This window comes from Inquilinus sp. (assembly GCF_039594555.1).
Taxonomy (GTDB): Bacteria; Pseudomonadota; Alphaproteobacteria; order DSM-16000; family Inquilinaceae; genus Inquilinus.
Window position 1 is genome coordinate 1 of sequence record NZ_JBCNNF010000026.1, and the last position, 16827, is coordinate 16827.

At 66.0% G+C, this 16827-nt stretch carries 17 protein-coding genes; 8 read left to right on the forward strand and 9 right to left on the reverse strand.

From position 1 onward, the window contains the following. The 3 genes from ABDW35_RS04685 to ABDW35_RS04695 form a co-directional block, all read left to right on the forward strand. The coding region (locus ABDW35_RS04685; protein ID WP_343712691.1) for a helix-turn-helix domain-containing protein at window positions 1-516 on the forward strand (516 nt) is incomplete at its 5' end. A 54-nt stretch (window positions 517-570) separates the two neighbouring features. Continuing rightward, window positions 571-951 (forward strand): hypothetical protein, encoded by a 381-nt coding sequence (locus ABDW35_RS04690; protein WP_343712692.1) that lies wholly within the window; start codon window positions 571-573, stop codon window positions 949-951. Window positions 952-991: 40 nt separating this feature from the next. Then, window positions 992-2059 (forward strand): ABC transporter transmembrane domain-containing protein, encoded by a 1068-nt coding sequence (locus tag ABDW35_RS04695; protein ID WP_343712693.1) that lies wholly within the window; start codon window positions 992-994, stop codon window positions 2057-2059. Between the two features lie 57 nt (window positions 2060-2116). Here the strand turns inward: ABDW35_RS04695 and ABDW35_RS04700 are convergent, their stop codons facing one another. Further along, the gene (locus ABDW35_RS04700) at window positions 2117-2638 is read right to left on the reverse strand and encodes an Hsp20/alpha crystallin family protein (RefSeq protein ID WP_343712694.1); all 522 of its coding nucleotides are present in this window, start codon (window positions 2636-2638) and stop codon (window positions 2117-2119) included. Window positions 2639-2906: 268 nt separating this feature from the next. Here ABDW35_RS04700 and ABDW35_RS04705 point away from each other — a divergent pair, with 268 nt between their 5' ends. Continuing rightward, window positions 2907-3674, forward strand: a complete 768-nt coding sequence (locus ABDW35_RS04705) for an alpha/beta hydrolase (protein WP_343712695.1) — start codon at window positions 2907-2909, stop codon at window positions 3672-3674. Continuing rightward, complete coding sequence (locus tag ABDW35_RS04710) at window positions 3671-5407, forward strand: ABC transporter ATP-binding protein/permease (protein WP_343712696.1); 1737 nt, start codon at window positions 3671-3673, stop codon at window positions 5405-5407. The genes ABDW35_RS04705 and ABDW35_RS04710 overlap by 4 nt, the downstream gene beginning before the upstream one ends. 69 nt (window positions 5408-5476) lie before the next feature. Here the strand turns inward: ABDW35_RS04710 and ABDW35_RS04715 are convergent, their stop codons facing one another. Continuing rightward, a complete protein-coding gene (locus ABDW35_RS04715) occupies window positions 5477-5905 on the reverse strand; it encodes a universal stress protein (protein ID WP_343712697.1) in 429 nt (142 codons plus the stop codon). Window positions 5906-6094: 189 nt separating this feature from the next. Here ABDW35_RS04715 and ABDW35_RS04720 point away from each other — a divergent pair, with 189 nt between their 5' ends. Further along, window positions 6095-6910, forward strand: a complete 816-nt coding sequence (locus ABDW35_RS04720) for a universal stress protein (protein WP_343712698.1) — start codon at window positions 6095-6097, stop codon at window positions 6908-6910. 441 nt (window positions 6911-7351) lie between these two features. Here the strand turns inward: ABDW35_RS04720 and ABDW35_RS04725 are convergent, their stop codons facing one another. From ABDW35_RS04725 to ABDW35_RS04735, 3 genes are all read right to left on the reverse strand, one after another. Beyond that, window positions 7352-8548, reverse strand: coding sequence for a porin (locus tag ABDW35_RS04725; protein ID WP_343712699.1), 1197 nt, complete (start codon window positions 8546-8548; stop codon window positions 7352-7354). 149 nt (window positions 8549-8697) lie between these two features. Then, window positions 8698-9297 (reverse strand): trehalase family glycosidase, encoded by a 600-nt coding sequence (locus ABDW35_RS04730; RefSeq protein WP_343712717.1) that lies wholly within the window; start codon window positions 9295-9297, stop codon window positions 8698-8700. 484 nt (window positions 9298-9781) lie between these two features. After that, the gene (locus tag ABDW35_RS04735; protein WP_343712700.1) at window positions 9782-10126 is read right to left on the reverse strand and encodes a hypothetical protein; all 345 of its coding nucleotides are present in this window, start codon (window positions 10124-10126) and stop codon (window positions 9782-9784) included. 80 nt (window positions 10127-10206) lie between these two features. Between ABDW35_RS04735 and ABDW35_RS04740 the strand changes: the two genes are divergently transcribed. Continuing rightward, the gene (locus ABDW35_RS04740; RefSeq protein ID WP_343712701.1) at window positions 10207-10998 is read left to right on the forward strand and encodes a class I SAM-dependent methyltransferase; all 792 of its coding nucleotides are present in this window, start codon (window positions 10207-10209) and stop codon (window positions 10996-10998) included. A gap of 279 nt (window positions 10999-11277) precedes the next feature. Here ABDW35_RS04740 and bla read toward each other — a convergent pair whose 3' ends face one another. Next, a complete protein-coding gene (gene bla, locus ABDW35_RS04745) occupies window positions 11278-12129 on the reverse strand; it encodes a class A beta-lactamase (protein WP_343712702.1) in 852 nt (283 codons plus the stop codon). A 39-nt stretch (window positions 12130-12168) separates the two neighbouring features. Further along, window positions 12169-13089: a lytic transglycosylase domain-containing protein gene (locus tag ABDW35_RS04750; protein WP_343712703.1), complete on the reverse strand. Its 921-nt coding sequence runs from the start codon at window positions 13087-13089 to the stop codon at window positions 12169-12171. Window positions 13090-13194: 105 nt separating this feature from the next. Here ABDW35_RS04750 and ABDW35_RS04755 point away from each other — a divergent pair, with 105 nt between their 5' ends. Beyond that, on the forward strand, window positions 13195-14094 hold the full coding sequence (locus ABDW35_RS04755; RefSeq protein WP_343712704.1) for a LysR family transcriptional regulator: 900 nt from the start codon (window positions 13195-13197) through the stop codon (window positions 14092-14094). A 149-nt stretch (window positions 14095-14243) separates the two neighbouring features. Here ABDW35_RS04755 and ABDW35_RS04760 read toward each other — a convergent pair whose 3' ends face one another. Beyond that, on the reverse strand, window positions 14244-14720 hold the full coding sequence (locus ABDW35_RS04760; protein WP_343712705.1) for a GNAT family N-acetyltransferase: 477 nt from the start codon (window positions 14718-14720) through the stop codon (window positions 14244-14246). 262 nt (window positions 14721-14982) lie between these two features. Continuing rightward, window positions 14983-16647 (reverse strand): FAD-dependent oxidoreductase, encoded by a 1665-nt coding sequence (locus ABDW35_RS04765; RefSeq protein ID WP_343712706.1) that lies wholly within the window; start codon window positions 16645-16647, stop codon window positions 14983-14985. Window positions 16648-16827 lie beyond the last annotated feature (180 nt).

Sequence of the window (16827 nt, forward strand, 5' to 3'; positions counted from 1 at the left end):
AAGCTGCTGCCCGACGGCCGCCGCCAGATCGGCACCTTCCTGCATGCCGGTGACTTCTTCGGCTTCGAGGCGCTCGGCGATCACGGCTTCGGCGCCGAGGCCCTGACCGACATGGTGGTCATCCGCTATTCCCGCCGCCACACCGAGGCCTTGGCCCAGGCGGACGGTACCGTCGGCCTTCGCTTCCGGGAAATCGCCTGCCGCTCCCTGAGCACGGCCTATGAGCGGCTGCTGACCCTGGGCCGGAAGACCGCGACCGAACGGGTGGTCGGCTTCCTGCTCGAGCTGGTGCGCATGGCGCCGGATGGAAAGACGGTCAGCCTGCCGATGTCGCGCTCCGACATCGGGGACTATCTCGGGCTGACGCTGGAGACCGTCAGCCGGACCTTCGCAGCCCTCAAGCATGAGGGCCTGATCGAGATGGCGGGAGCCCACCGGGTCATGCTGCTCGACCGCCCCAGCCTCGAGCTGATGACCGAGGGCGACGAGCCGGCGGTCCGGTTCGGCAACGCATAGGCCCGGTGATCAAGGCGGTCCTCATACAGAACCATTCGCCCCAGGGAGGTCTCGATGGACAGCGTTCGTACGATCCTGCTTCTGACCGATTGCCTGGACACGATGCGCAGCCGCTACCAGCGGTTTCTCCGCACAGGCGAGGAGTTGCTTCCGCGGGAACAGGCGAAATTCTGCTCCGCGGCGAGGCTGATCCACGACGCGGTCGCGGCCCGCGACGAAGCCCTGCTCGTCCAGGCCTGGACCTGCCTGAGAAACGCCGGGTCTGCCATCGGCAGCATCATGATCGAGCCGAAGACCCGCCACTACACTGCCTCCGTCCTTGGGCTCGACGTCCGCGACCTCGCCAATCTCTGCCGCGGGCTCCAGACGTCGGCTCGCCAGGCCGGATCATCGAACCACGTCGACCAACCCATCGCATGCGGCAGCAAGCCGTAGCCCGGTACAGGCCCTGGCGGTCACCGGAACGGAGGTGGGCATGCGCTTCACAGCACCGGCGCCGACGACCGCGCGTTCAAGGGGAGAGCTTCCCGACACGCTTCTGGGCTTTGTCTTTCGGCAGAGCGGCTGGCATCAACTCGGCCTTGCGTCCTGTTCGGTCGGCACATTCCTGCTCACCATCGCCCCGATCGACCTGCAGCGGCGCATCATCAACGACGCACTCTACGGCGGCGACATCCGCCCGATCCTGCAGCTGGCCGCGGCCTATGGCGGCCTGGCGCTGCTGGCAGGAGCGGTCAAGCTGGCCGGCAACATCTATCGGGGATGGGTCGGCGAACGCGCCGTCCGCGCTCTGCGAGAGCAGATCCGGGTCGGTCTGCACGACCTCCCCAAGGGCCTTCACGACGGCACGACCGACGGCATCGGCCTCTCGATGATGATCGCCGAGAGCGACGACATCGGCGGCTTCGTCGGAGAGTGCCTGTCGGAGCCGCTGCTGCAAGGCGGCATCCTGACCAGCGCCTTCGCCTATATGTTCTACATTCAACCTTCGATCGCGCTCGCGAGCCTGGTCGTCTTCCTGCCGCAGCTCGTGCTCGTCCCGGCCCTGCAGAGGCGGATCAACCAGCGTGTCTCCGAACGCATCGCGGTGCTCCGCCGCATCAGCATCTCCGTCGCGCTCTCTCCCGCTGACGCCGGAAGCACGAAGCAGAGCCGTCGCTTCGACGCCATATTCTCGCTGAACATGGGCATCTTTGTTCTCAAGTTTTCCATGAATTTTCTGATGAATATTTTCTATCATTGGGGCGTGACATGCGCGCTCGCTCTCGGCGGCTGGTACGTCATCCGTGGAGAAGCGCAGGTCGGCACCATCGTCGCGATCCTGTCGGGACTCTCCAAGATCAATGATCCCTGGGGCGATCTCGTCACCTGGTACCGGGATCTGGCCGTGACCCGGATGAAATACCGGCTGATCGCCGAGGCCGTGCGGGAGAGCGGGCGCCGCACGCTGGGTTCCACCGCCGAGGGACCCGCGCAGCCCGCAAACGCCCGCTCCCGCAGCGTCGCCGCGGATCCGGTGGCGGGACCGTCCCGGCCGGCGTGACGGCGGGCCGAAGGCCGCCGGCGAAGCGGCGTCATCGCCTTCGGCCCGCCGGGCGCTTCAGGCCGCCTTCACCTCGATCTTCTTCTCGGATTTCAGGGACTCGGCCGACTTCGGCATGGACACCGTCAGCACGCCGTTCTGGAAGTTCGCCGCGATCTTGTCGCGGTCGACGTCGGTCGGCACCGGGAAGGAGCGCTGGAAGGAGCCGTACCGCCGCTCGGAGAGATGGTAGTCGTGCTTCTCCTCCTCCTTCTCCTCGCTCTTCTCGCCCTTGATGGTGAGCGTCCCGTTGGACAGCTTGATGTCGATGTCCTGATCGGTCAGGCCCGGAAGCTCCGCGGTCAGCACGTATTCCTTGTCCTTCTCGGCGATGTCGACCGCCGGCGCGACGCTCTGCATCAGCCGCGGCCATCCGGGCTCGAAGCCGAACAGCGACCGGCCGAACGGGAAGCCGCCCAGCCCGCGGCCGAAGCTGTCGAACACCTGATCGATCTCCTGCCGCAGACTCCGGAACAGGTCTCCGCCGGGGGCCGCCGCCGGGGCCGATGCGCGGTCGGATTGGACCGGAACCTTGGTCACCTGTGTCATCCTCTATCCTCCATGGTGGCGAGCGGGCCGATCCCTGCCGGGATGCGGCGCTCCGCTGCTCTGGGCTGCACCACCCGCTCCAGCCCTGCACCGGCAGGGAGGGCTTGGTGCTTGCGGATCGTGGGCCGACGGCACGGTCGCCTGCATTGACCTGGGTCAAACCGGCGGGTCGCCGAAATGCCGGGACCGTTGATCCTGATCAAATCGGTGCGCTGTCGCACCCGGTAGGGTCGCCCGAAAGACCGCTCGGGGATGTCCCATGATCCTGCGCCATGTCCGCATCCCGCCGGCCGGGCTGCCCGGCACGCTGTGGCTGCCCCGTCCCTGTCAGGGCCTGGTCGTCTTCGTCCACGGCAGCGGGTCCGGGCGCTTCGACGCCCGCAGCACGGCATTGGCCGAGGCCCTGAGCCAGCGACGCCTCGCCGTTCTGCTGCTGGACCTGCTGACGCTGCAGGAAGAACGCTGCCGCTGGAATCTCTTCGACACCGAGTTGATCGCCAACCGGCTCTCCGGCGTGATCCGATGGATCGGCGGCCAGCCGGATCTGGCCGCGCTTGCGCTGGGCGTCTTCGCGGTCGGCACGGCAGCCGCGGCTACGCTGACCGTCGCCGCCCACGGCCCGATCCAGGCGATCGCGACCTATGCGGGCCGTCCGTTCCTCGCCCGTGAGCGGATGGACGAGATCCGCGTCCCCACGATGCTGCTGGTTCCCGAGAGCCAGGGCCATCTGGCGACCCAGAACCAGTTCGCCTATCGCAGGCTGGCCGGCCCCAAGGCGATCAAGACCATCCCCTGGGCCGGACAGCTGGGGAATGAGGCCGATCGCACCGCCAGCATCGCAGAACTGGCAGGTTCCTGGTTCGCCTCTCATTTCCGCCGCAAACCGCGAGCACCTGCGGCCGTGACGGACGGGCCCGGTCAGTCCGCTTCCCGGAAGCCGCATCCGCAGCGGGATGGTCAAGCCTTCCGGCGTCCGCGCGACCGGGAGCTCCTTCCGGAGACGCAACGGCAGGAGGTCGATCCATGAGCCGGATCGGGGCCGTCCTCGAAACCCTGAGCACGACCAGGGACAAGAAGGCATTCGCCCTGCTGGGCGCAGGCATCGTGGTCGTCATTGTTGCCACGACTGTCCTCCAGATCCGCCTGAACGCCTGGAACCAGCCGTTCTACGACGCCCTGGCCCAGAGGGATCCGGCGAGCTTCGTGCGGCAGCTCCTGGTGTTCGCCATGATCGCCGGTCCCCTTCTGGTTCTGAACGTTGGCCAGACCTGGCTGCACGAGACGATCAAGATGCGGCTGCGGGGCCGGCTCACGGGCGATCTGATCGGCGAATGGCTGGAGCCCGGTCGGGCCTACCGGCTGATCTGGGCCGGAGGCGCGGGCGCCAACCCCGACCAGCGCATCCACGAGGATGCGCGGCACCTGACCGAGCTCTCGGCCGATCTGGGAGTCGGCCTGCTGCAGTCCGGGCTGCTGCTCGCCAGCTTCGTCGGCGTGCTGTGGGTGCTGTCGGAGGACTTCGTGGTCGTGCTCCGGGACCGCAGCCTCTCAATCCCGGGCTACATGGTGTGGTGCGCCCTCGCCTATGCGGCGACCGCGTCCTGGCTCAGCTGGCGGGTCGGGCGCCCTCTGGTCGCGCTCAATGCCGATCGTTACGGCCGGGAGGCCGAGCTCAGATTCGCCCTGGTCCGTGCCGACGAGAATGCGGACGGCATCGCGCTCGGCGGCGGCGAGGCGGGCGAGCGGCAGCGTCTCGATCAGGAGCTCGGCGAGGTCCTGGCGGCGATGCGCCGGATCGTCGGCGCGACCGCCAAGCTGGCCTGGATCACCTCCGGCTATGGCTGGTTCGGGCTGGTGGCCCCGGTCCTCGTGGCAGCGCCGGGCTATTTCGCCGGCAGCCTGACCTTCGGCAACCTGATGATGGCGGTCGGCGCCTTTCTTCAGGTGCAGCAGGCCCTCCGCTGGTTCGTCGACAATTACAGCCGCATCGCCGACTGGCGCGCAACGCTCGGTCGCGTCACCGCATTCCGGCGGGCCCTCCGCTCCGTCGACGGCTTCGGCGGCCGAACCGACCGCATCGAGATCTCCGACCACCCGGCGGGCGGCCTCGCCTTCGAGCATCTCGCCGTCACCACGGCGGCCGGCCGGGCAGCCCTGGCCGAGGCGCAGGTCGAGATCGCGCCCGGCAGCCGCATCCTCATCCTCGGCCGGCCGGGCTCCGGCAAGAGCACGCTGTTCCGGGCGTTCGCCGGGCTGTGGCCCTGGGGTTCGGGCCGCCTGCTCCTGCCGCCGCGGGACCGCACGATGTTCCTGCCTCAGCAGCCCTATCTGCCACTCGGCCCGCTGCGCGCCGCCCTGACCTATCCGGCAGATCCCGCCGGCTTCGCCGACGACACGCTGCTGGCCGCGCTCGAGCGGACGGACCTCGGCTATCTCGCCTCCGACCTCGATCGCACCCGGCGCTGGGACAAGGACCTGTCGATCGAGGAGCAGCAGCGCATCGTTTTCGCGCGCCTGCTGCTCCACAAGCCGAGATGGGTGTTCATCGACGAGGCCATCGACCAGCTCGACGAGGATCATCGCCGCATCGTGCGGTCGATCTTCCGAAAGGAGCTGGCGGATGCCGCCGTGATCAGCATCGCGCGGCGCACCGCCCGCCCGGGCTTCTACGAGCGCGTCCTGCATCTGACGCGATATCCGGCGGCCAGGTCGCATCCGACCATGGCCAAGCCACCGAAGACCGAAAACCAAGCCGCCTGATCCGGGCAACCGGCAGATCGCGCCGCCAGCGGGCGCGACCTCACCAGCCGGACAGCGGCCTGCCTTGCTTCATCGGAGAACGAGCACCGGGATCCGCGAATGCGTCAGAACCTTTTGCGTCTCGCTGCCGAGGACCACGGCGGACAGCCCGCGCCGGCCGTGCGATGCCATCGCGATCAGGTCGCAGCCCAGGCTCCCCGCGGCGTCGATGATTGCGGCATAGGGCGCCTCATGCTCGACCACGAGCGGCCCGCAGCTGACGCCCAGCGTTCTGGCCAAGGCCGTTCCGGACGCCAGCCGTTCCCGGCCGCGTCGTTCGGCATAGGCAGCGTATTCGTCGGCGCCGATTTCTGGCCAGCTGCCGCTGAACTGAAACGGCTCCGTGACGGTCAGGAGCGTCGCCCGGGCGTGCATTTCGGCGGCCAGGCGTAGCGCCGTGTCGACAGCCTTTTCGGAGAGAATCGAACCGTCGGTCGGGATCAGGATGTGCTTGAACACGGTCTCTCGCTCCTTTGCCAGCGTTTGCCGCCTCGTCGGCGGCGGTGTCATCGGGACGATGTCGAGACCGGAAAGGAGAGACCTTGATCCGGATCAAAGCAGCCAGGGCACGGCCATCCGATGGTGCGGTAGGCGGAGGCGCTCCGGTGTCCGATCCGCATCCACTCACCGGTCTTGGGAGTAGAGATCATGGGCTACCGCGACATCCTCGTTCACGTCAGCCGAGCCGAGACCCCGACTCTGGCCGCCGCTGTCGATTTCGCCCGCCGGCAGGATGCGAGGCTGATCGGCCTCGGCATCTGCCCGCCCGTCTGGACCGGCGTCGGTCTGGATGCGCTTCCGGCGTCCGCGATCGATGCGATCGAGCACGCCAATGCGGAGGACCTCGCGGAGGCGAAGCGGCGGTTCGAAGGGACGGCCGAACGGTACGGCTACTCGGGCCGCTGCGAGTGGCGGTCCAGCCGCGGAGACCTGGTCCGGGTGGCGGCGGTCCATGGCCGCTACGCGGACGCGATCGTGGTCGACCAGGGCGACGCCCATTGGGAGCCGCCCTCCTTCTCCTTCGCTGCGGAGCTCGCCCTCACCGGCGGACGGCCGGTTCTGATCATTCCCCGTGCTCGCGAGATCACCATGCCCTGCGAGCACATCGTGCTGGCCTGGAATGCAAGCCGCGAGGCCGCCAGGGCGGTCGCTGACGCGATGCCGCTGCTGCACCGTGCCCGGCAGGTCGACGTGCTGGCGGTGGCAACGCCGCGGGCCGACCAGGTCCCCGGCATGGACATCGCGCGCCACCTGGCCAGCCATGACGTCCACGCCAATGTCGTCGTCCGTGAGCTCCCCGATCCCGATGTTCCGACGGAGATCCTGAACTTCATCGCCGACCAGGGTGCCGATCTCCTCGTCATGGGGTGCTATGGACATGCCCGCCTGCAGGAGATGATCTTCGGCGGCGTGACGCGCTCGATCCTGCGCTCGATGACCGTGCCGGTGCTGATGTCGCACTGAGATCTCGACCCACCCGGACCGTTCCAGCAGTTCCGTAGGGAGTTCCTGCGAGGTGAACCCGAATGGGATGGGATGTCGGGCCAGCTTAGATGATTGACAGGCCCCTCAGCACGATCGAGACGAGGGCGCGGGATGTGTGATCCCGGTCTATTACAAATGATTGCGGGCGATTTGGACCTGCGAGCATAAGTGATTGATTTCACTAGGTCCACCTTCAATGCCGCACACCAAAAATCCGAGCAATTCGTTGAGAGTGCTGGGATTTCAACATTGAACTTGGTTGCGCCTCCCAACCAACGATTCTTGCAAGTGATCCAAGGTGCGATCCCCCGTCTCGCTAGATAGCTTTCGATCGACAACCGACTACCCTTCTCATTCCGTCGAAAGCGGAAGGGCCAGGAGGAACCCGGCGGCGGGGCGGGCGCTTGCCGGACTTCAATGTCAAAAGGCTAACACCAAACCAGAGGTCAACGAGCTCGCCTCATAGTCCTGGCCGCTGCGGAACTCATTCCGCTCGTAAATCAACTCAGTGAAGCTGCTGAATCCAGGCGCGAAGTTGTAGAGTAGCGACAGCGCTGCGCTGTGGCTGGTCTCCAAGTCCGCACCATTCGTGAAGGTCGACCGCAGCAAATTGCCCTTCTCGGCTATAGTGTAGGCGTAGCCGAGCGAGACCACGAACGGGCCGGAGGCGTGGGACAGGTCGCCGACGATCGAGTCGATCGCCTTGTCAGCACGGAAGGTGCTGGAGAAATGCACCCAATTCACGCTGGCCCAGACTCCATTAGCGAGGCCGATTTGGCCCCCGAAGGTATAGGCCTTGAGGTCGTGATTGCCGCCGACGCCGTTGGCGGTGCTGGCCGAGATCGCGAGGCGCACCGCAGTTCCGTCGAACGTGTTGGCGTAGTTGACGCCGCCCGTGATCACGTTCTCGTACCGCGTGATGCGGTCGTTGATCAGGTCGTTAGCCCCACCGGGCCCGGCGTGATCGTTGGTACCGCCTCCGGTGCCAGGTGAGTTCGCGGCGTTCCGGCCGCCGGCGACCGGTGTAAAGTCAAAGGCGAAGGAAAAGCCGGCGATGCTCGGGGACGTGTACTTGATCTTCGTATCCTTGCCGTTCAGGCCGCCGAGACCTGCTGTTGGATCCAGGGCATAGAAGGCGTCGGAGCCACCGAACAAATAGAATTTGCCATCCAGGCCGTCGCCCCAACCGGCGCCCAGGCCGAGCTTCGAGTTCAACGTGTCGTGTGCGTAGACGTAACCCAGATCCCCCCCCGCGTAAGTCGCATCGCCGACTGTCAAGGTGCCGTTGCGCCCCTTCAGGTAGGCATAGACACGATCGATGGTGACATTGTTCCTGCGGTCCACATTGTTCATACGGATCCGACCGCCGTATTCCAGCCCGCTGTCCGTGACGGATTTGATGTCGAATTGCAGACGCGCGCCGGTCGCGAAATCGTATTCCCGATCGAGATCTTCAGCCCCGGTGCGATTGATCGACAGGCCGGCCAGGAAGCCGAACCAGCCGCTGATCTTCAGAGACAGGCCCGACGACACATGGGCATCGGCGGCTTGAGCACTATTTGCTCCTCCCGAGGCAGCCACCAGGCACACCCCGAGCCATAAGGGCTTCCACACCATACCCCTCCTACCGTTCCAGATGTTGATCGACGCGGGAGTGATCAGGCAGCGAGATCGAACCCATTCCGCGGGGTCCGAGCCCCTCGAACGAGGCCTGATCCGTTCGCACGGCTTTCGGACGAGCCATGCGGTTCTGGCCTGTGCTGAGCCTAGGCTCCGCTGACAACCCGTTCGGCGGTCGCCGACATCGCCTCCACCTCCCGGGCGGTCACGTGCTTGGCGTGGCCATAATGTCGAAGCGACGGGAACCGCCGCAGCAGTGCGGCCGTCACGCCGTTGGTCCATCCGAACCCGTCCTGCAGCGGATACTTGCCGCCGCCACCCGGACGCTTGCGGACAACGTCATACTTCTCCATCATCCTTCCGGTCTCGACGAAGACCTTGGAGACGGTTCCGAGCCATCGGCGGGCGATTTCACCGGCAAGGTCCGACAAGCCATACCGCTCGAGCCCGACCACCGCGAACCACTGGCAGGGAGCCCACCCGTTCGGAGCATCCCACTGCTCGCCCGTCTCGATGTTCGTCGAAAGCAAGCCCCCGCCGGCCAGCAGTTCGCGCATCACCACACCGGCAGTGGCCTCCGCCTGGCGCGTCGAAGCGAGCCCCACGAACAGCGGCAGGAGGGCTGCAGCCGAAATCGACCTCTCGGTTGCTGCGATGAGAAGCTGAGATCGTCGAAGAGCCCGAGTTTCTCGTTCCAGAGCCAGCGCCCGATCGCGCGCCGGCGCGAAACAGCCTTGCCCTCGAATGCCTGTGCGATGTCATCGCGCCCGGCCCAGGCCGCACCCCGTGCAACGGCCTGCTCCAGACCGAACAGGAGGGCGTTGAGATCGATTGGGACAATGTCCGTCGTCCGGACCAGGTGCATCGACCTCCGATCGGCAAACCACCGTGAACTGAAATCCCATCCGCTCGCGCAGCCGGCGCGAATGTCTCGTCGGGCCCCTGCACTTGGTGCCGGGGAGGCCAGGCGCCACCAGTCGGAGCGATGCGGCCGTCGGCGCGCTGCGATCGGGCTATCAGGCAACCTGGGAACACGGTTCTCCGTGGCCCGGCGGCCGAGGGCGGTTGAGCTGACATGAGCCAGCCGCCGCAAGGCGGCGTAAGGCCAGCGCTGTCGGCCAGGCAGGAGGGCGCCAAAAGCAGTCATTGCGCCGGCGTCTCGGAAGCGGACATGCCTCAAGCTGGTTGGTTCCTCGGAGCAGCCGCGCCTCGCGACCACGCCATTCGATTTCAAACTCGGTCGGTGGGCCAGGGCTTCACGTCCTGCCTTGGGGGAGGTTCGCGCAGCGCACACTCCCAGTCCTCAAAGGGTGGCTCAGCGGCCTTGCCGGTCAAGTACTGGAGTACATACTGCGCGGCCCGACGTTCCGCCCATCTCGCGTTGAGCACCTTGCCGTTGTCATCGAGTTCGACGACGTTCGCGAAGATCGCATAGACCATCTCAAGGGCGCTCGGTTCCTCGAAGATGCAGGAGTAGTCGACACCCTCGAGCAGCGGCGACCCCAGCGTTCGGTTGGCGACCCAGAAGGAGAACGTCCTGAGGGCACCGCTAAACGACGGGCTCAGCTTAGGCATGGGACGCCCTTCGATTGGGCTAGCAGGGGTCCGACGGCATCGGCTTGACGGCCGAGCCGCGGCGCTGGGATCCTGCGGCCATGTTCAGTGCGGTTCACAGGACGGGCGAGGAATTCGACGATTCCGATGTGGTCGAGTGCTACGCGCATCGGACCCCCTACCCTCCAGAGCTTCACCACCGGCTGGTCGAGTTGGCCCGTGAACCTGGCCACGCGCTTGACCTCGGCTGCGGCCCGGGAAAACTCGCCAATGCACTGGCCCCTCATTTTGGACGGATCACCGCCGTCGACCCATCCATCCTGATGCTTGGCGCGGCGCGGAGTTTGGGCGCGGATCACGCCAACATCACCTGGGTGCAGGGGCGATCGGAGCACGTCCCGCTTTTGGGCCCCTTTGACATTGCGGTTATTGGTGCGGCAATCCACTGGATGCGCCCAGAAGTCGTCCTTCCCAAGCTCAAGACGGCTCTCCGTGCCGGAGCACCGCTGGCTCTGGTGAATGGCGATGAGCCATCCGAGGCCGAATGGATCGAGGCCTATCGAGCTCACGTGGTTCGCTGGATCAAATTGGGAGGGGCGATTCCTCGTGACCCGACGAAGACGGCACCGACTTATCTGAATTGGATCAACATCCTGGGTCAGGAATCGTTCGTCAGCGAGGTCTCTCAGGATATCGACGAGTTGATCGAGGCGGAGCATTCGCGAGCGACATGGAGCCGGGCCACCATGGGAGTGAACGCTGCCATCCAATTCGACAACGAGCTCCGATTGATTCTGCGGCCATACGCTGAGGAGGGCCGCATCTCCTACCGAGTTCGCTCCAACCTCCTCGTAGGTTTTCCGCGTTCCGAGCCCAAGAGCACCAGCGCATAGAAGCACGCGGTTAACCGCCGTTGAGTGAAGGCCGGCAAGACTGCGCCGTATGCGGTCACCCACCACCCGCCCCGATATCGGACACTCATCAAACGCTCGAAATCTCGGCACCTCCGGTCGGCCGGACTATTATGGGATGTGACATTTGCAGGGCCAGCCGACCGCCCGGTATCAGTACCGCACGGTCAGACTTATGGCCTCCCCGCAGCGCTCGTCCGCTCTCGGAAGATCACGGCCCGGATCTGGTATTCGCCACGCTCAACCGGGGAGATCCGACTCCTACGCTTCCTCGGCCACAATCCGGGCGACATCGGCCAGGATCGCTTCTTGATCCTCGGTCGATCTCGGCGCTTCGCCCAGGTAGGCCGCGACCACGATGGGAGCGCGACCGGGCGGGAACATCACGCCGATATCATTGGTCGATATCCCCTCCCAGGTTCCCGGCTTGTTCGCGATCCGCCATCCGTCCGGCAGACCGACCCGCAGGCGTCGCACAGCCGCGTCCCTGGAATTGATCATCCAGGTCGTCAGCCGCTCGCGGGACGCGGGCGACAACGCATCACCGAGGATCACCTGGCGCAGTGTGCCGGCCATGGCGCGCGGCGACGTCGTGTCGTGGGTCTCGCCCGGCCTGACGACATTCAGGTCCAATTCCATGCGGTCGAGCCGGGTCACGGGGTCTCCCAGCGATCGCAAATAGGTGGTCAATGCCGCCGGACCGCCGAAGCTGGTCAACAGCAGGTTTGCGGCAGTGCTGTCGCTCACAACCACCGCCGCCTCGCAAAGTTGCTCGATCGTCATGCCATCGGCGAGGTGAGGACTGGTTGCCTTGAACGGCATCACCAGATCCTGCTCGGTGAACAAAATGCGGCGCTCGGGCCGCTCGTCACCGCGATCGACACGGGCGAGCGTGAAGGCAACGGCCAGGGCCTTGAACGTGCTGCACATGGCGAAGCGCTCGTCGAGGCGATTGCCCGCCAGTTGGCCGGTTGCGGTGTCCAGCACAGCGACGCCAAGCCGCCCGCCACTCCGGGCCTCAAGCTCTTTGAGGCGTGCTTCGAAGCCTTGATGGCGCCCCTCGGCTCGGGCAGCGGGCGCCAGCAGCCCCGGGACGGCGATCAGCGTTGTCATCAGCGCTGCGCGACGTGTGAACGGTACGGGCATCTCGTTTCAGCTTCCTGTTCGGGCTGGGATCGCAAAGGATGAGCCGGATGCTGCAACGGGCCTGTACCAGCCCGCGGGCAGGCCGTCAGGTAAGCGATGGACTGTCCGGCTTTGTTGGGGTTGGGGCGCCCTGTCCGTGTCCAGCGGGGCAGGATCGCGGGGCACGTGTCCGGCCGACGGGCGAAGCGACGGGGACATGTCCCTCATCGACACAATGATGCTCTCGATTTGGTCCGGCGCCGGCGCGGGTGGGGCCGATTCTCGGATTATCGGCACCGCAGGCGAGGGCGGCGCGCTCATGCGGCGCTCCACCTCGGCCGCCGCATATCGGGCCAGCCGATCCGGACCTTCGCCCCCCGGATCGATCCCGGCGATCTGGGGCGCGATGATCTCCACATATCGCCGGGTTTCCAGTGGCAGTGGCCGGCCATCCTGGATGTGCTCGCGATAGCGGCCCGGGCCCGCATTGTAGGCCGCGAGGAAACCTGGAGCCCCGTACAGGTCATACAACTCCCGCAGATAAGCGGCACCGGCCAGGATGTTGGTCTTCGGGTCGTGCGGATCATCGCCGAGACCGTACCTGTCCTTCAGCTCCAGGAAGGTGTCGGGCATGATCTGCATCAGCCCCATGGCCCCTGCGGTGCTGACAACCGGCTCGCCACCCTTCCAACGCGCTTTCCCGCCGCTCTCCACCTGCATCACTGCGCGAATCCACTCGGGAGGGATGTTGAAGCGCCGCGACGCTCCCTGGATCTCGACGTCCCAGTTGCTGGCCCGCTGTGCCGTCATCGGCGGTTTGGATGGGGCTTGCGCGCAGGCAGCGACGAGAGTGGCCGCCAAGACAGACACGCGCAATTCTTTGGCTTTGTAAAATAATACAAGAGCAGCCGCAGATACAACTGCGTTATTTCCTGGAATGCGGTGCATCTTCACTTCCACTGAACTGCACGTCGGCGGACCGAAACGTACTGCCTTGCCGCCACCTCGGTGAGGAAATAATTTCGATTCCCCGTATAAGCATAAGTTTTCGTGATGCAGACACCCACGATCCGGCAATTGCGAACCTTCCTTGCCGTCTGCGAGGCCGGAAGCGTGTCGGCGGCCGCCCATTCGCTGGGGCTCTCGCAGCCTGCGGCCAGCCAGCAGCTGCGCGAATTGGAGCGGATCCTGGGCGTCCGGCTGTTGGAACGATCCAATGGGCGGGCGATCCCGACCTTGGCCGGCCGCGCCCTGCTGGACCCCGCCAGGCGCACCGTGGCCGCGGCGGAGGACACGGTCGCCCTGGCCGCCGCGAGCCGATCGGGCGATGCGGGACGGCTGCGCCTGGGAACTGGCGTGACAGGCTGCATCTATGTACTGCCGCCTGTGCTGTCGGCGTTGAAACGAGAGATGCCGGGGCTGACCATCACCGTGACGATCGGGGATGCGGCGGACATCGTCCCTCGGGTCGAGGCGGGCGAGCTGGATGTCGGGCACGTTACCCTGCCGGTGGGGCTCAGCCGCTCGCTGAGCGCGACGCATCTCTATTCCGAGCCCCTGGTCGCGCTGATACCGGATGCCATCGCTCCGCCAGGACGGACGATCGCGGCACGGGAGCTGGCATCACTGCCCTTGATCTCCTACCCCCATATCGGCCTGACGCGGACGATCATCGATGCCTGGTTCCGCGCGGCGGGCGTGGCGCAGGAACCGATCATGGAGATCGGGAATTTCGAGGCGATCAAGCCGCTGGTCAGCGTCGGGCTTGGCGCCGCGATCGTGCCGGCCATCGCCGTCGCGTCAGGCGTCGCCGGAACCGTCATCCGCCAGCTTCGACCCGCCCTCGTGCGCCAGGTCGGCTATGTCGTTCGCCGCGGCAAGATCCTCGACCGGCCGACCCGGACGCTGATCGGTGAACTTGGCAAGGCCGTCGGAACGATGGGGTTTAGCTGAGGCGCACTGTCATTTGCCCCCTCGGCCAGCGGACTCCATAGAGGGTTGCACCGGCTTCCCTGCCGACGCTACCTGGCGCGATCGCGCCATAACCAGACACAGCCTCAGGGTCCCGAAACCGGACGTGACTGCAGGCGCCCCAAGGGCGCCTAAGGGATCGCGTCAGGAGTTGGGCGCTCCATGAACTGGTGGGTCTCGGAACACCCGGTCGGCGCGAAACCGTGTCGCCGATAGAGACTGCCCACCGGATTCCAAAGCAGATGTTCGAGCCTTACCGCAAGGCCCATCTCGTGGGCCACGGCGAGGCAATGAGCAAGGACGGCGGAACCGATCCCGCGTCGCTGGAACGCGGGAAGTAGATAGAACTCACCGAACTGAATATAGCCAGTTAGGACCTGGAACGAGAGCGTCCCCAAGGAGCTCGCATCCCGATTGATTCCGAAAAAGGGCTTTTCATGGAAACGGCGGTGATGGATTTCACGTTGAACCGCCTCGTCCCATCCCCAGCGCCGGATGATGTGAGGTCCCATGGCGGCACGCTTGGCCTCGAAGGTAAAGTCGATGGCCTCCGCAGTCTGCGCTAGCCGCGGGAACGTGAAGTCGGGAGGGAGATCCGGCAGATCCATATCGCCAAGGCTAATTCAACGGAGTGGATTGTCGCGACCTGTTCCGACGGGATCCGGACTTCCGGAATCCACCTCTTCTCAGACAGCTCAGCCGGACGGGAGGGCGCCATAAGGAGACATATCCTGGGCTCTCCGAAACCGGACACAGCCTGAAACCGTCAGATCCTACCCATCGCGGCCGAACCAAGCCCGACAAAGATGTCCGAAACTGGCATCCGACCAGCCTCGAAGCGGACCTGACGGCAACGGCTTGATCCTCGAGTCAATCCTGATTTCGCGCCAGGAAGGAATGGATCTGCGCGATGACGGCGGCCCCCTCGCCGACGGCGGCGGCGACCCGCTTGGTCGAGCCGGCACGGACGTCGCCGACGGCAAAGATACCGGGGCAGCTGGTCTCGAGCGGCAACCGCTCGCCGTCGCCGACGTGCTCTCCGGTGAGAACGAAGCCCTTTCCGTCGATCGCGACGCAGCCCTCGAGCCAGCCCGTATTGGGATCGGCGCCGATGAACAGGAAGAGGTGGCGCGACGCGCACTCCTCGGTCTCGCCGGTCCGGGCGTCACGGAAGGTGCTGCCGGTCAGACCGGTCTCCCGGTCGCCATGCAGGCCGACGATCTCGCTGCCGACATGCAGCTCGACATTGGGTAAGGCCGCGATCCGGTCGATCAGATACCGGGACATGGTCTGCTCGAGCGGCCGCCGGACCACGAGATGCAGGTGCCTGACCTGCGGCGCCAGATAGGCAACGGCCTGGCCGGCCGAGTTGCCGCCGCCGACCAGGGTCACCTCCTCCCCGGCACAGAGGCGCGCCTCGATCGGCGATGCCCAGTAGGAGACGCCGGCCCCTTCCAGCTCCTCGACATTGGCAACCTGGGGCCGGCGGTAGCGCGCGCCCGACGCGATCACGATCGAGCGCGCCCGCGCGATGCATCCATTGCTGAGCTCGAGGGAGAATGGAGCCTCCGCATCGGCTCCATGACAGCACAGCTTTCCGACGGTCAGCGGGATCGCGAGCTCGGCGCCGAACTTCGTCGCCTGGTTGAAGGCGCGGCCTGCAAGGGCCTGTCCGGAGATACCAGTCGGAAAGCCGAGATAGTTCTCGATGCGGGCGGATGCGCCCGCCTGGCCGCCGAAGGCGCGGCTGTCCAGCACCAGGACGGACAATCCTTCGGATGCACCGTAAACGGCGGTGGCCAGCCCGGCCGGCCCCGCCCCGACGACGGCCACGTCATAGACGGTCGTCGCGTCGAGCTCCGGCGTGATGCCGAGACAGGACGCGGCATCGGCATCGCTCGGGTTTCTGAGCAGCGTGCCGTTCGGACAGATCATCAGCGGCAGGTCTTCGGGCGCGATGCCGAGCCGCTCGACCAGTTCCCGCCCCTCCGCCTCGCAGGCGGCGACCACCGTGTGAGGATAGCCGTTGCGGGTGAGAAATCCCGACAGCCGGACGATGTCCGGGGCATCCCGGCGCCCGACCAGAACCGACCCGGCGCCGCCGGTCTGTCCCTCCTCGATCAGCATGACGCGCCGCAGGATGAAGGCGCGCATAATCGTCTCGCCGACATCCGCCGATCCGATGACAAGGGCACGGAGATGCGGCGCGTCAAAGGGAACCGCGACTGCGCCGGTGCCGCCCACGACGACCGACATGAGGGTCGGGCGGCCCGAGAGCTGATTGGTCTCTCCGGTGAATTGACCGGGACCATAGGTGGTGACCAGCGACGACGTGCCGGACGGGCCGCGCCGCAACGCATCCGCCGAGCCCTCGAGGATCAGCCAGGAGGGGACGTCGCGGGCGCCGATTTCATAAAGGATGTCGCCCGGACCGAAGCGGCACGGCTCACCGCTGGCGAAGCGTCGCGCCGTGCCGATCTGCAGAGGGGACAGGGTCGGAAACATCTGTTCGTGACGGGCTTCACCGATCGCCATGGCGTGACTCCATATCGCCCTGCGCTCGTCGCCGGCGCTCGAGCGCGACACCTACTGCGTCACGCAGGCACTGAACGCAATTCTACGATGGTATCGATATACAAAAGTATTGCGAGTAAGGAACGGCGGCCTCCGCCAATAAAACCGCGACCATCGTATACTTGCTGAAGCGACGTCCTC